Source organism: Treponema socranskii subsp. buccale (assembly GCF_024181585.1).
Lineage (GTDB): Bacteria > Spirochaetota > Spirochaetia > Treponematales > Treponemataceae > Treponema_D > Treponema_D buccale.
Window position 1 is genome coordinate 1,325,640 of sequence record NZ_CP054258.1, and the last position, 14,423, is coordinate 1,340,062.

Consider the following 14,423-nt stretch of genomic DNA (forward strand, 5'->3'; position numbering starts at 1 on the left):
GCAAAAAAAATGTAAAGTGGAAAATCGGGGAGGGCAGGGGAGCTACAGATGATTTACTCAGATTTGCGGTTAGAAAAAACGCGCGGTTTTTGAATGTATTGGAACGAACGAAGGTTGCTTCTGTAATTTCAGACGGCAACCGTATAAATACTGTATTTTCGGATGATGTGTGGTATAATAAATCACGTTATATGTTGTATGATTCTTATACGACGATTTTGCCGAATAAGAGGATTATGGCGGATATGCGCAGTGAGACGCTTTAGGAGGAAGAAATGAAAAAAATTGTATTCGGTATTATTATTTGTATTTTAAGTACGACAATGATTTTTGCAGCTGAAAAACTATCGAAATTAAATAGCGCATTAATGAAAAACAAAGTTAATATAAACACAGTGAAGAAATTAATTGCATCCGGTGAGGATGTTAACCAAAAGTATTATGGTTATTACCCTATCGAACGCGTTAAAAATAATTTTGAATTAGTAAAAATACTTATTGAAGCAGGAGCTGAAGGTAAAGAAAAGTATTTTGCAAATGCAATTTGGAATCAATATGATGACGAAATAATTCAATATTTTTGTGAAAATGATTTTGTAGATTCAAATAAATATATATGGGGTTTTAGAAACTATTTTCGTGATAATGGAAAATCAATTGAAGATATTTGCGCGAAAGTAAAAGCCATTACAGTTGGAAAACTGACTAATCCAATGATTCTGTCGTTAGTTAGTTCAGATAAATATGATGCGGTTTGTGAAGCATTAAATCCGGATTTCAATTATAAAGATGAAATGGGAAACTCTTTGATTCATCTTGCATCAAAAAATATAAATGAAAATTCTTTGGAATTAATAAAATATGCTGTAAAAAAAGGTGTTGGTATTAATTGTTTAAATAGTTCAAATCAAACAGCTTTGTTATTTGCCGCTACATATTACGGACCTTTAATTAATTGGGAAAATCCTGTTAATGAAAATGAAGAATCAGCAAAAATCAACTTTATCGGAGATATGCCTTATTATGGGAATGCAAGGGCAATTCAAAAAGCTCAAGTAGAAGTTGTAATGTTCTTGTTGGATAATAAGATAAACGTAAATCAAATAGATGATTTTGGATGGACGGTTTTACATTATGCGTCAGCAGCTTATCCTGAGGGATTGATCGAATTGTTAATATCTAAAGGGGCTGATAAAAATATAAGAACAAAATTCGGAAGAACCTATGCAGATATTTTAAATCTTAGAAAATAATAAATCACATAACATGTATTTCAAAGCAGGCGCACGGTCAAGCCGTGCGCTGTTTAAATGCGTAGTTATGGCGACAGTTCCCCTTCTTGCTTGGTAATAGGAAAAAAATGAAAAAATATATAACATTAATTTTGTTTCCGTATTTTGCAACAATAAATATATTCGCTTTTTTGTTTTCTGGTTATTTGTCGGAACTTCCGAATTTTCTCAATTTATTAATTTGTTTTTTCTTTCTCGCCGTAAACATAATAGAATTATTTTTTGCCGTAAAGTGCTTGATAAACATTGGAATAGAAACTTTTAACAATAACTGTAATACCGATTTTATGAAAAATATACTTTATGTAAAATTTCTTCATATACCGGCTTATATTTTTATTTTTGTTCTTGGGTTTGCAATGCTTACCCTTCCGCTTGGTTTTATTATTACCATATGTTGTTTTATTGCAGACTGTTGGAGTATATTTTTTACAGGCTTGCCAATGACATTTACATTGATAGCAAAATATAGACAAAAAGAAATCTCTAAAAAATTTACCGTTATACATAGTATTTTGGCATTCATTTTTTGCTTAGACATAATTGACGGTGTTTATTTGAATAGAAAGCTGTAGTACACGGCTTTACACTGTTTGGAAAAACTTTAATAATAGAAACGTAGCTTCTTAAAAAAGAATAGGAAATATTTTTGCGATAACAAAGGTTCAAAGCCGATACACGGACAAGCCGCGTGCGGTACAAGCAAATGTTATAGGCGGACAGGTTGGAGGTCTGCTTGTTTGGATATAAAAAATGAATAATGAAAATAATTATAACGAACAGTATAGAGAATTTAAGATAAATACAATTCATTCATGGATTGTATTTGGATTATTAATAGATATAGGTTTAGTTTTAAAAAAAATCTTTAATATTGAAGTTTACTTTAAATCAACAAGGCAGCCATAGAACACGACTTTGCGCCGCTGGGAGAAAAATGATTGTATTAAAAATTTTTAGTGGATTGTGTGCAGTATACTTTTTTATTACACTTATTCGGAGTTTGATCTTATGGAGTAATAGATACAAAACTTTCATTGATTTTTGTCGTTTGGAAGGCGATGCAGAAACTATGTCCTATATTGGGTATAAAGAATTTTATGGCGAAGAATACGGCTTACGAAAGTCTTATTCGCTTGGTGCGGCTCTAGAAAGGTTAAATTCGCAATACGAGAAAACCTGCAAAAAAGAGTATTTTGAATATGGTGAATATATCCGCATAAATAGATATAAAAGCATCTTATATGTAATTGTAATTTTTCTATGTAGTATTGTTGTAACTGTACAGATGTAATAAATTAAAAATTAAAACACAAAATACCGTTTTTATAACCGACACGCGGTCAAGCCGCGTGCGGTACAAGCTAATGTTAGGCGGACACCCGTACCGGGGCGCTTATGGAGAAAAAATGAAAAAGTTCTTTTCAGTATTTTTTATTTTCAGTAATTTCTTTTTTTGTTTTGCCGAAGACTTTCATCATAAATATATATTTTATAAATTTGAACACGAAATAAGATTATCAAAAAAGAAATCCTTTGTTTTCGAATACAATTATTTCTATAATAAAAATGGTGATTTAATTGAAATTGTAGATAATCAAAATAACAGAAAAGTATTTAAATATAAGAAAAAAAAATAACCGTATAATTCAAGAACGACTAATTCAGAAGCAAGGTGAGACAAAAGATATTCGATATACAAAAAATATCTTTTATAATAACAAAGGCCAAGTTATAAGGGAAGAGCTCAATGAAAAGATTGATCGTATAACTTTGTCTGAATTTTTTAATAATCAAAATTATATAAAAATAATAATTTATGATTATTTATGAATATATAAAAATACATAACAAAGTTTTGAAGCTCGACAATGCATGTCTTCACTTGCGTTGCGGGGTAAAACAATGTTATGGCGCGACAGCTCTCCGGCTTGCTTGGTAAGAGGAAAAAATGAAAAAAACAAGTATTTTGCTTTTGATGGTTTTTATATTTCTTTTTCAACACTTGTCAGCTCAAAATTATATCACAGCAGGTTTAAATATTGATTTCGGTTTTAATTGTAATGAAGAAGTTATTAACGAAATCGGTATAATAATTCCAAAACCGGCCATGTATGTAGGATTTAATATCTTTAAGGAAGATACTAAAATCGGATTCCATTTTGACGGAAGTATAATTTTTTCACACAACGAAAAAGAATTATGTTTAGGATTTGCTTCATTGCTTGCACCTTCTTTTCTTTTACGCTTGGGAGAAGAAAGCGGTTTCATAATTTCACCCGGATTTTCATTCGGTTTCCTTCTTGGGGGATCCTCACATGAAGAGACGAATATAAAAAGCACAATTGGTCTGGCTTATGTAGGAATAGGAAGTAATATTATATATTTTTTTAAGTCCGGATTCAGCATTGGCCTTAATTTAAATTATTACCCGTTAATGTTTGTGCATCATTCCAGTAAAGAAAATAATATGTCAAAAAAATTTGAAAAAATAGAGAATAGTTTTTCAATCGGAATAACTATAGCTTATACAGATTGGTTTAAATAATGATTCATATCAACAGGAGAGGTTTGCGATTTCTGCGCGAGGAACTTCGCGCTCCGCGCTCGTTAAATGCACGGCACAGATGCCGTGTTGATACAACGCAAAATGCGGTAGTTCGGAATACACGGATGTATCCCGAACGGACACTGCTTGGATTTGCTCTTTTAAGTCGGAAGGCGAAAAACGCTAGACGCGTTTTTCTTTTATCCGTGCGGAGGTTTTTATACCTCATCCTTTCGGATGTAATAAAAGGTATGAAAGCCGACTGCAATTCCTTATGAGGACACACAGTACGACATTTACGGCGCGCTGTGTGATAGGAGACGCTCGCGATTTCTCCGCACTGCTCGGATTTGCCTCTGATAAGTCGGAAGTCGAAAAACGTCTGCAGCGTTTTTCTTTTATAGGAGACGCTCGCGATTTCTGCGCGGGGAACTTCGCGCTCCGCGCTCGTTGCAAGTCGCGCGGGGAACTTCGTGCTCCGCGCTCGTTGCAAGTGGCGCGGGGAACTTCGCGCTCCGCGCTCGTTGCAAGTGGCGCGGGGAACTTCGCGCTAACGCGCTCGTTGCAAGTGGCGCGGGGAACTTCGCGCTAACGCGCTCGTTGCAAGTCCCGCACTGCTCGAAATCGCTCTGATTAAGTCGGAAGTTGAAAAACGGCTCGGCCGTTTTTCTTTTGTAGGAGACGCTCGCGATTTCTCCGCACTGCTCGAAATCGCTCGCTCTTGCCCGGAGGGGGACTTGAATCCCTTCGGGTACGTACTTCCTATACGTCCCCTTCGGGACGCCTGCGCTCGCTTCCGGCGGCATCCCTGCCGCCGGAAAGTCGTGAGGTGAAAAACGCTGATGCGTTTTTCGTTTATCAACACGCTCATAAATCCTGCGCACTGCTCGGGTTTATGAGCTCTTCCTCGCACCTGCTCGGCGCTCGCTTCGTGGTTCAAGTCCCAAACAATATTTATTGATTGCGATTAATGTGTTAAGAAGTTATTTTTTTCTGAAATATGCGAATATGCCCGGAGGGGGACTTGAACCCCCATGAGCGTAGGCTCACTAGCACCTGAAGCTAGCGTGTCTGCCAATTCCACCATCCGGGCGACGTTCCGCTATAATAACAAAATATCGGCACCACGTCAATTCATTTGTACGCGGTTAACATTGTGCGGGCGTATGCTTTTCGGCAACATCTACAGCTCTTCAGATTCGTCCTTCGTACGCCATTTGAGCATCTCCCATTTTTTGACGGTTTTCGCTTTTTCAAACGCGGTTTTCAGATTTTCCGGCGATGAAAAATTTTTACAGTTTCCTTCCGTTTTGCCGGGAACTTCGCCGTATACATAACACTGAGCTTTGCTATATACAAGATCGGAACGCGTCGGCAGATTGTTAAACAGTGTCGTAAACGCGTGCGCGTCGAGTCGATTATACGAGCAATCCAACTTGCTCAATGCGTTTAGATTTTGTACGTTGAGCGAAGAAAGCTGATTGGCGCTGCACGTTAAATTCTCCAAAGCAGGAAACCCTTGAATATCGAGTGAAGCAAGCCGATTGTCGGAACAGTCCAACGATTGCAAAGCTTTTAAATCATGTACTTTCAATGACAAAAGCAGATTCTTACTGCACACTAAATCCGTTAAAGCGTTTAAGCTTCGTACGTCGAGCGAAGTCAATTTATTATCGGCGCATCCGAGAACCTGCAGTTCGGCTGAACTGCTCGTATTGAGCGAAGAGATCTTATTATTGCCGCAATACAGCTCTTTCAAAACGGGAAGCTCTTGTATATCAAGCGAAGTAAGTTGGTTATAAGTGCAATAAAGTTTTTCTAAAGCGCGCGAGCCCCGCACATTAAGCGAAGTGAGTTGATTATGGCTGCAGCCGAGTTCTTTTAAATTTATCAAGCCGCTCGCATCGAGCGAAGTAAGCCGATTGGCACTGCAGCCGAGATCTTCTAAAGCGGTTAAGCCGTGTACGTCGAGCGAATCGAGTGAATTTATGCTGCAGCTCAATTTTTGCAGAGCCTTTAAACTTTGCACATCGAGTGAAGTCAGCTTGTTACCGAAGCAGTCGAGATCTTTTAAAGCGGTCAGTCCGTGCACATCGAGCGAAGTCAGCTCGTTGCCGGCGCAGTCAAGTTTTTGTAAGGCGGGTACACCTTGTACGTTGAGCGCTGTCAAATCATTGTTTGCACAAGTCAGTTCGATAATATTACCTTTGAGGATAAGCTTCGTACCGGTTTGGATTAAAGGGATGCTTGTTGGCGCGCCGCTTTCGATCCACCTGTCTGTCGCGCTTTACGATTAATGAAACTCCTCCGTCGATTTTTTCAGCCTCGTATTCGGAGCTGTCCGGCGCATCGGTACAGGCGATAAGCATACAGATGACGGACAATAAAACGGCGCCCAATCCCGCTGTTACAATTTTCTTTACTGTGCTTTTCATATATTCCTTCAAAATATTTTATTATATTTTTACGTAGCTAATTTTCCTTTTGCTCTCGTCCGAGCGCGGCGATCTTTTGCAGCGTCTGCCCCGCGTATGCTCTCACTTTCGGGTCGTACTGCGGGTAGAGGAGGCGGGCGAGTATGTCTTTGCCGTGCCGGTAAAAAGCGGGTCGTCCCATAAAGCGGCATATCGAAAAGACGGTGTCGCACAGGATTTGCAAAAGCCGCGTATTTTGAGAAGGAATCGAGCGGAACGCTTTGTCGAGCGAATCGAGCATGCTGCCCGCGGGATCGTACGCGCATTCTCCGGCCTGTGCGATGAGTGTGGGCAAATGCACGCCGATCCCTTCGGCTTCGATGAGGCGCGCGATGATTTCGCTTTCGGTGCTTGTCCCGTAGCGGGAAAGCTGTTTAAACATTGCATCGGTACCGGCGACGTCTTCGATAAAAACCGAACGCTTTGTGCGGGTAGTCGTCTGCGCGCTTGCACGCGCCGAACGGTAAGCTTCGCATGCGCTTTTCAATTCCGATGCCCACGCTTTTTCGAGCTGACCGTACATACCGCTCTCGAGCGCCGCTCTTCGTTCGGTTCCGGTCAATCCCGTATCGAGCTTTCCTTCGATTTCATACATATTGTAGAGCGGAATTTCCGTTGTAAAAAAAGCATTGTAATTTCCGCGTTCCTGTCTTTGCAGCTGTCCGCCTCCGACGTTCTGTACGACGCGGAAACCCGCGATCGTCCACGATTTTTTGCACATGATGAGGTAGCCGCTTTCGGTATACAGAAGATAATTCCACGGATCGGACGAGCCGTTCATTGCGGGCAGGCGCACGTTCCACACGGCGCCCTCGCGTTCGGTACAAAAGACCGCGTCGTTCGTGTCCGCGAAGGCCATGCCGCGCAAAAAAGGCTTGACGTATGAAATGCGCAAAACGTCGATGCCCGGAACGCGGTAATGCGTTGACGCTTTTCCGTCGGACAATTTATAAAACGTGACGACGGCATCTTCTCCTGCCGCCTGCACAAGCGCGGCTCTCGTCGACGAATAGGGGATAAAAAAACCGCCGTCGTTTGCGGGAAGCGTAGGGGAGCCTTCCGTTCGGGAAAGCGCCCACTTCGTCGTCGTTTTGTTTTTATCGTCGAGCGCGCAAAGCCCCGCATCCCCCGATTTCAGCGTAACGAGGATGCCGCCTTGAGGGGACGAAACGCAGGACGCGACGATTCCGGTAAAGGCGAACTTTTCGATGATTTCCCCGAACGGCGATATGCGCAGCGCCGCCGTTTTTCCGTTATCGGGTTTTACGAGCAGGACGACGATGCTCCCGTCGGGGAGTTCCTGTATTGCCTGCATATCTTGCTCTTCGGTTCGGATGTGCCATTTGCATACGCCCTTGATTCCGTAGCACGCGATATCGGTTTTTCCGCGTACGAAGATGCGCGCATCGCGCCCGATAAACGGAGCACCTGCAAGCGTAAAGGGCACGCGAGCCGACCACAGCGGAAGTCCTTCGGGATTTAAAAGCGTAAGCGTATTGCCGCGAAAAACGGTCAGCAAAAAATCGCCGTCAAGAACGGTGAGGTAGGGCGCGATTCTGCCTCCGAGTTCCTTTTGCCAGAGGACGGTACCGTCGTCAGAAGCGGCGTACACCGTGCGTCCGTCGGTGAGGACTGCAAAACCGTAGGACGTTGCCTGCGGAGGGGCGATGATTTTTCCGTTGAGCGTAAGCGACCAGTTCGGCTCTTCGGTCGCAAAATTGCGCCGAGCAGCCGTATCGGTTTGCGAAAAAAGCGCATTTCCGGCTGAAAATATTAAAAAGATTGTTAAGTTGTATAAAAATTTAGACGTTTTTTGCATTCTGTCTACCTTATTTCATTCGTTTTTCAAAGATTGCCAAGCTTTCGATATGGCACGTATTCGGATAAAAATCGAGCAGCGAAAGAGAGGCGAGGCGGTAGCCCGAACGGATGAGTTTTGCCGCATCCCGCGCGTGCGTTGCGGGATCGCACGAAAGAGAACGTATGTGCGGAATACCGCTTTTGCAAAGCCACTCGCACACTTCTTTTTCCATCCCGCTCCTCGGCGGATCCGCGACGGCGTCGTCGAAAAGCGGTGCCGTTTTTGCAAAAGCGCGTACCCATGCCGCGCCGCTTACGCCAAAACTCGCGTGATTTTTTCCCGCCATATTCTGTTCGGCAAAAACGAGGGCATCGCGGTTGTGTTCGACGAGCGTTACGTGTTCGAAAGTATCCGCAAGAAACACGGAAAAGGTACCGCATCCCGCATACAAATCGAGCGCGTTTTTGCCCGAAAGAGAGGTGCATACCTTTTCGATTGCGCGCTCAAGCACGTCCGTATTCGATTGAAAAAATCCTCTCACGTCAAAGCCGATTTCTTTTCCGCCGATCGCGATTTTTACCGCCGTATCGGGAGACGAGAGCGTTCCCGAAAAGCGCTTCGGAGGCGTTTTGATTTTTTTTCCGTGCGTGCTTTGCGCGGACTTTGCCGCTTCATCGATTTCCGTATGACTGGGGCATTCCGCCGAAACGATTTTTTTACCGTTCGCCTCCGCCGATCCTACGACCTTTTTATCCCCGAATATGCGGAGGAGACCGTGCGGACGATTTTCGAAAGCAGTTTCGGAAAACCACGCGTTCACTTCATCCGTTGCGACGGCGCATCGCGTTACGGGCACGATCGATTTTCCGTCGCGTGCGACAAGCCCGCCGTCGTGCAGCAAAAACCGCGCGCGATAGCCCGAACTTTTTCCCGCAATCACATCGATTTCCGGTATATCGATTCCCGAGCGCGAAAAGCAGTCGGCGAGCACCGATTTTCGAAGCGAGAGCTGGTATGCATCGTCTATATGCATCATATTGCAGCCACCGCAGATTCCGTAATATGCACACGCGGGGATCTGTCTGTGAGGCGAAGGCGCGCAAACGCTCACGATCCGCGCTTTATCGTAATCGCGTTTTGAAGAGATGATTTCGATGTCGAGCGTTTCGCCCGGAATCGCATACGGGATAAAAACCGTTTTTCCGTTTACCCGCGCAATGCAGTCGCCTCCGAACGTAAGCTTTTCCGCCGTAACGGTTATAGACATAGTATATAATGATAGCGCGAAACGCAGCCCTTTTCAACGAGGCGAAAGGGTCGTATCGGCAGCCGAAAACGCACTCGGTTTTCAAAAGCGCTCTTTTCACCTCATACCGCATTCCGTTATAATAGCCTTATGCAAATGCGGCAATTTTTTCAAACGATGAGCGACGGCGAAGAAGTTTTCGTCACGCGATGGATTCCGGACGGTGAAGTAAAAGGAATCGTACAGCTTTCTCACGGTATGGTCGAACATGCTCGGCGATACGAGCGGCTCGGTACCGTGCTTGCGGAAAACGGTTTTGTGCTGAACGCTCACGATGTGCGCGGACACGGAAAAACCGCCGAACGCGCCGAAGAAAAACACACCGGCATGTTCGGATTTCTTGCGGACAAAAACGGATTCGAGCGCGTTACGGAAGACGTGCGCGAAGTGCTCGAAAAAGCGAAAGCCGACTTTCCGGGCAAAAAGGCGGTGCTGCTCGGACACTCTTTCGGCTCCTTTGTCGCGCAGTCTTTTATCGAAACCTATGCCCCCCTCATCGACGGTTGTATTTTGTGCGGAACCGCGGGTCCTTCCTTTTCGCTTGTCGCGCTCGGCAATATCGTTGCGCGCGCGATCGCGTTTTTCAAAGGGAAAAAACGCGCGTCTCCGTTTTTAAAACAGATGGCTTTCGGCGCATATACGAAAAAAATTCCCGATTCGGTAAACGGGCAGGAGTGGCTTTCGCGCGATAAAGACGCCGTCGCGCGTTATATCGCCGATCCGTACTGCGGTTTTAATCCGACGGCGAGCTTTTACTGCGATTTGACGCACGGCCTTATAAAAATCCACAAAAGGGCGAATATACGAAAGATCCCGTCCGATTTACCGATTTTAATAATCTACGGCACGGCCGATCCCGTCGGCGGCTACGGTAAAACGGTAGAAAAACTCTGTGCGATCTACCGCAAAAACGGTATACAAAACCTCACCGTCAAAAAATACGACGGCGCGCGGCATGAGCTTTTCAACGAAATCAATAAAGCCGAAGTCGAAAGCGACGTGCTTTTGTGGCTCGCCTCTCTCTAGCGGTGCAAGCCGCGCGGGGAACTTCGCGCTCGTTACAAGTACTGCGGGTACGAGTTCGTAATCGAATTTGAACGATGCTTTTGAAAACCTCCGAAATCGCAATATTTCCGCGATATATATACGGAGGTATTTCATGCCAAAACACAATCGTCGGTATAAGGATTCGGTCTTTGTCGACTTTTTCGGCGAAGATAAAAACGCGAAAGCAAACTTTCTTTCGCTCTACAACGCATTGCATGGAACAGAACTTGACGCATCGGCGGAACTCGAGCCGCTCCGTCTCGAACAGGTGATGTATATGGCTTTCCGGAACGACGTCGCCTGTCTCGTCGACGGAAAGATCATCGTATTGGTAGAACATCAATCGACTGTCAACGCCAATATGCCGTTGCGCTTTTTACAGTATGCCGCACGCCTCTACGAACGCATTCAAAATCCCCGCGACCGCTATCTCCGCAGGTTGAAAAAGATTCCGACGCCGGAGTTCTACGTGTTCTACAACGGCGAAGAAGATTACCCTGAATCCGCAACGCTCCGTCTGTCCGACGCCTTTATGACGATGCCCGAAAAGCCGAGCCTTGAAGTCGTTGTCAGCGTGACGAATATCAATTATAATAAAGATAATGAGATCTTACACACGTGCAAACCGCTGAAAGAATACACGTTGTTCGTAGATGCCGTGAGGAGACACACGAAGCTCGACAGTGAAAACGGCTTTCGGAACGCGATTAAAGAGTGCATACAAAACGACATCTTACGGGAATATTTACAAAGAAAAAGTCGGGAGGTGATGAATATGCTCATAGCTGAATACGATTACGATGTGGACATAGCCGTGCAGCGGGAAGAAGAAAGAGAAATTGCTCTGAAAGAAGGTTCATATCAAAAAGCGCTTGAAACGGCGAAGAATTTACTCGTCTTGGGATTGTCGGTCGCAAACATTGCCCAAGCGACCGGTCTCACCGAAGCGGAAGTTGAAGCTCTTTAAAGTAACCGCTGTTAATCATTCCCTGCTTAATAAGAACGCGATTAAAGAATGCATACGAAACGACATCCTGCGGGAATACTTACAAAGAAAAAGTCGGGAGGTGATGAATATGCTCATAGCCGAATACGATTACGATGTGGACATAGCCGTGCAGCGGGAAGAAGAAAGAGAAATTGCTCTGAAAGAAGGCATCGCACAAGGCGAAGCGAAGGGTTTTTCAGAAGGCATTTCCGAAGGTTCATATCAAAAAGCGCTTGAAACGGCAAAGCTCATGCGAACGCACAACTATCCGATTGCCGAAATCTGCACGATGACCGGCCTCACCGAAAGGGAAATCAAACAGCTGTAAGCCGAGCTGCTCGCACGCCAACAATTCGTCACATCTTCGACTGCCTCACGTTTTGCCTTTTTTCATTTACATGCTTTTTTTCGTGTATACATTTCCGGTGCAACCGTTCTGAAAACATCGCATTTTCAAAGTTAGCTCTAAAAACTGCAGTTTTAGAGGTTCCAATAATTAATAAAACGAAAATATCACATGTCCTCGACAGGGATTACGCATGAAAAATGTATACACAGAAAAGAGACATAATATAAAATAAAAAAGGCGGAACGCGAGGCAGCGGCAATGCCGCCGAGCCGCTCAGACCGATGGCAAGCGAACTTTTTGGTAAAAAAGTTCGCGCAGTCCGATTCCAATCACGGTCTGCCGCGGCGAACGGCAGGGCTGCTGCCGGGAGTGCAGCCGATTTTTTACGGTAATGGTTATTTTTTGAGGAATATAGATTCTCATGCGTAAGCCCTGTGTCCTCGATTAATAAAAGTTGTGAAAAGCGATGAAATATGTTATAATAATCATAGAATAGCGGAACTGTTCGACATCGGAAGACGTGCATCCTGCAAAAGTCTTTATGGGAGGTTTATGATGAACAAAGTAAAATCGAACCCTGTACATCTGTATAGGGGGGGGTATTCGGTAAAGCCCTTGTAAAAAGCGTCTCGATCGCAGCGGGCGTTTTGCTTTTTGCCGCAGCGCTCGTTTTTACAGGCTGCTCGAACGGCAGCGATTCGGGAGGCGGAACACCGCCCGTACCGCCGCCGGTAACAAAGTACAAAGTAGAGCTTGACTACAATATAGGCGGCAATGTAAGGGTAACGCCTGCACTGAGCGATGACGGCATGGCAGCCGAAAACACCGAGCTTACCTTTACGGCAGAGCCGCTTCAAGGCTACGAGCTTGAAAAGTGGGAGCTTGACGGCACGGCGGTAAACGGCACAGCGCTTACCTATACGCTCAAAGTTACGGCAAACGCGAAGATTAAAGTATCCTTTAAAACGAACGGCGGAACGCCTCCGGTCAATCATACGGTCATGCTTACACCGCCGGTACACGGCAGGGTAGAATTCGTTCCGCAGCTTCCGAATCCGCACAATAACGATGTACCCGAAGGCACCGAACTTATCTTTAGGGCAGAACCGGATGCAGGCTATGCGGTAGATAAGTGGACGGTTTCGTCGGGCTCGTTTTTAGCAGGCGGCACCGACGGAAGCACGAGCGCGACGCTTAAAATCACCGAAGCCGTTACCGTAACCGTAACCTTTAAGCAGGTACTGTGTAAAATCGATTTCGGCGTGGATGGCGGACACGGCACACTCAAAGCCGAAGTTGACGGCAGCGAAATCAGTTCGGGCGATAAAGTGGAACACGGCAAAACCGTCGTCTTTACGGCAACGCCGGCATATTCGAGTTATGCGGTCGAACAATGGACGAACAACGGAACGGTCATCTCGGGAGGAGCAAATACAACCTACAACCATACCGTAATGGCAGCGGCAAACATCAAAGTAAAGTTTAAATATGCCGGTCCTGCGCTCACGGTGGATACAACGGCATTTACCAAAACGGCAGGAGATGATTTTGAATACCGGTTTGTAACGGCAGGTTCCGGCAGCTACACGGCGGAAGCTGAAACGCCGGACATCCTCACACTTTACACAGACAAACTGAACAGTCAGGGTAAAATCGAGATATGGTGCGAACAAGTCGGCTCAACGCGCATAAAGATAACCGACAAAGTAAGCGGACAAACAGCTTTTTCGGGGCTCATCACCGTCAAAGTAAACGAAGACTACTTTGAAGAAGGCGGCGTGCGCTACCACATAACGGACAAAGATGAGCGAGAGGTGAGCGTAACCGCAGGTACAAGTCATGGACCTGACGTGCCGTATACGGGAACATCACTTACCATACTCAAAGAAGTTACCCACGGCGGCGTAACCTACACGGTAACAGATGTAGAGTGGGTCTCTACCTGGGGAACGACGCTGCAAAGCGTAACGGTCGCATCCGATAACGAGTTCCTTTCTTCCCAAAACGGCGTTATTTTTAACAAAAATAAAACCGAACTCCTCTGGTACCCATGCGGCAAACCTGACACTTCTTACGCCGTTCCTGCAAGTGTAATAAGCTTAGAAAGGAGCTCGTTTGATGAAGTTGCCGCATTGTCTTCCGTTACACTGCCAAACGGTTTAAAGCGTATTGGAGACTATGTGTTTTGCGGTTGTCCCAACCTTACAACGCTTAACTTGCCGTCTTCGCTGGAATTTATCGGCCATTATTCGCTGTGCAGAATAAAAGTGAGTTCGATAGTTGTGCCGGAAAACATAAAAGTTCTTAATAACAGCTTTCTTGTCTCCTGCCCCGAATTGACGTCGGTCGAGCTCCCTTCAACGCTTACCCAAATAAGGTGGTATTCACTTTCGAGAAATCCTAAACTGAAGACGGTAACGTGCAAAGCGGCAACTCCGCCGGTCATTACAGCTGGCCAAGAAGTGTTTAAGAACACGCCCATCGGTTTCGCAACGCTCCGCGTCCCCGCCGGCTCCAAAGCACTCTACCAAGCCGCAGAAGGCTGGAAAGACTTCGGCACGATTGTGGAGTATTAGAAATTAGTAATGCGCTAATGGATAATTGGTAATTGGTAATTT

Annotated in this window: 12 protein-coding genes and 1 tRNA gene; 8 read left to right on the top strand and 5 right to left on the bottom strand. The window is 45.0% G+C overall.

The features are described from left to right. The first annotated feature begins 275 nt into the window (after window positions 1-275). The 4 genes from HRI97_RS05915 (at window position 276) to HRI97_RS05930 (ending at window position 3,840) form a co-directional block, all read left to right on the top strand. A complete protein-coding gene (locus HRI97_RS05915; RefSeq protein WP_253727220.1) occupies window positions 276-1,253 on the top strand; it encodes an ankyrin repeat domain-containing protein in 978 nt (325 codons plus the stop codon). A gap of 107 nt (window positions 1,254-1,360) precedes the next feature. Then, on the top strand, window positions 1,361-1,867 hold the full coding sequence (locus HRI97_RS12710; protein ID WP_495574006.1) for a DUF6652 family protein: 507 nt from the start codon (window positions 1,361-1,363) through the stop codon (window positions 1,865-1,867). Window positions 1,868-2,229: 362 nt separating this feature from the next. Beyond that, a complete protein-coding gene (locus HRI97_RS05925; protein ID WP_253727222.1) occupies window positions 2,230-2,586 on the top strand; it encodes a hypothetical protein in 357 nt (118 codons plus the stop codon). Between the two features lie 657 nt (window positions 2,587-3,243). Beyond that, window positions 3,244-3,840, top strand: coding sequence for a hypothetical protein (locus tag HRI97_RS05930; RefSeq protein ID WP_253727223.1), 597 nt, complete (start codon window positions 3,244-3,246; stop codon window positions 3,838-3,840). Between the two features lie 1,009 nt (window positions 3,841-4,849). On the opposite strand, the gene HRI97_RS05935 is transcribed toward HRI97_RS05930, so the two are convergent. From HRI97_RS05935 to HRI97_RS05955, 5 genes are all read right to left on the bottom strand, one after another. After that, a tRNA-Leu gene (locus HRI97_RS05935) sits at window positions 4,850-4,933 on the bottom strand. A 90-nt stretch (window positions 4,934-5,023) separates the two neighbouring features. Beyond that, on the bottom strand, window positions 5,024-6,010 hold the full coding sequence (locus tag HRI97_RS05940) for a leucine-rich repeat domain-containing protein (protein WP_253727224.1): 987 nt from the start codon (window positions 6,008-6,010) through the stop codon (window positions 5,024-5,026). 31 nt (window positions 6,011-6,041) lie between these two features. Beyond that, a complete protein-coding gene (locus HRI97_RS05945; RefSeq protein ID WP_253727225.1) occupies window positions 6,042-6,275 on the bottom strand; it encodes a hypothetical protein in 234 nt (77 codons plus the stop codon). Window positions 6,276-6,312: 37 nt separating this feature from the next. After that, window positions 6,313-8,133 carry an outer membrane protein assembly factor BamB family protein gene (locus tag HRI97_RS05950; RefSeq protein ID WP_253727226.1) on the bottom strand — a complete coding sequence of 607 codons (1,821 nt, stop codon included), beginning with the start codon at window positions 8,131-8,133 and terminating at the stop codon, window positions 6,313-6,315. Window positions 8,134-8,143: 10 nt separating this feature from the next. After that, window positions 8,144-9,382: a class I SAM-dependent RNA methyltransferase gene (locus HRI97_RS05955; protein ID WP_253727227.1), complete on the bottom strand. Its 1,239-nt coding sequence runs from the start codon at window positions 9,380-9,382 to the stop codon at window positions 8,144-8,146. A gap of 129 nt (window positions 9,383-9,511) precedes the next feature. Between HRI97_RS05955 and HRI97_RS05960 the strand changes: the two genes are divergently transcribed. From HRI97_RS05960 to HRI97_RS05975, 4 genes are all read left to right on the top strand, one after another. Continuing rightward, on the top strand, window positions 9,512-10,447 hold the full coding sequence (locus HRI97_RS05960) for an alpha/beta hydrolase (RefSeq protein ID WP_253727228.1): 936 nt from the start codon (window positions 9,512-9,514) through the stop codon (window positions 10,445-10,447). Between the two features lie 133 nt (window positions 10,448-10,580). Beyond that, window positions 10,581-11,435, top strand: coding sequence for an Rpn family recombination-promoting nuclease/putative transposase (locus HRI97_RS05965; protein WP_253727229.1), 855 nt, complete (start codon window positions 10,581-10,583; stop codon window positions 11,433-11,435). Between the two features lie 103 nt (window positions 11,436-11,538). Continuing rightward, window positions 11,539-11,784, top strand: coding sequence for a hypothetical protein (locus HRI97_RS05970; protein WP_436411271.1), 246 nt, complete (start codon window positions 11,539-11,541; stop codon window positions 11,782-11,784). A gap of 668 nt (window positions 11,785-12,452) precedes the next feature. Continuing rightward, on the top strand, window positions 12,453-14,381 hold the full coding sequence (locus tag HRI97_RS05975) for a leucine-rich repeat domain-containing protein (RefSeq protein WP_253727230.1): 1,929 nt from the start codon (window positions 12,453-12,455) through the stop codon (window positions 14,379-14,381). Window positions 14,382-14,423 lie beyond the last annotated feature (42 nt).

Bases quoted from the DNA above. Each gene is read 5' to 3' on its own strand.
- HRI97_RS05915 (WP_253727220.1), top strand. From the start codon at position 276: ATGAAAAAAATTGTATTCGGTATTATTATTTGTATTTTAAGTACGACA.
- HRI97_RS12710 (WP_495574006.1), top strand. From the start codon at position 1,361: ATGAAAAAATATATAACATTAATTTTGTTTCCGTATTTTGCAACAATA.
- HRI97_RS05925 (WP_253727222.1), top strand. From the start codon at position 2,230: ATGATTGTATTAAAAATTTTTAGTGGATTGTGTGCAGTATACTTTTTT.
- HRI97_RS05930 (WP_253727223.1), top strand. From the start codon at position 3,244: ATGAAAAAAACAAGTATTTTGCTTTTGATGGTTTTTATATTTCTTTTT.
- HRI97_RS05945 (WP_253727225.1), bottom strand. From the start codon at position 6,275: ATGAAAAGCACAGTAAAGAAAATTGTAACAGCGGGATTGGGCGCCGTT.
- HRI97_RS05950 (WP_253727226.1), bottom strand. From the start codon at position 8,133: ATGCAAAAAACGTCTAAATTTTTATACAACTTAACAATCTTTTTAATA.
- HRI97_RS05955 (WP_253727227.1), bottom strand. From the start codon at position 9,382: ATGTCTATAACCGTTACGGCGGAAAAGCTTACGTTCGGAGGCGACTGC.
- HRI97_RS05960 (WP_253727228.1), top strand. From the start codon at position 9,512: ATGCAAATGCGGCAATTTTTTCAAACGATGAGCGACGGCGAAGAAGTT.
- HRI97_RS05965 (WP_253727229.1), top strand. From the start codon at position 10,581: ATGCCAAAACACAATCGTCGGTATAAGGATTCGGTCTTTGTCGACTTT.
- HRI97_RS05970 (WP_436411271.1), top strand. From the start codon at position 11,539: ATGAATATGCTCATAGCCGAATACGATTACGATGTGGACATAGCCGTG.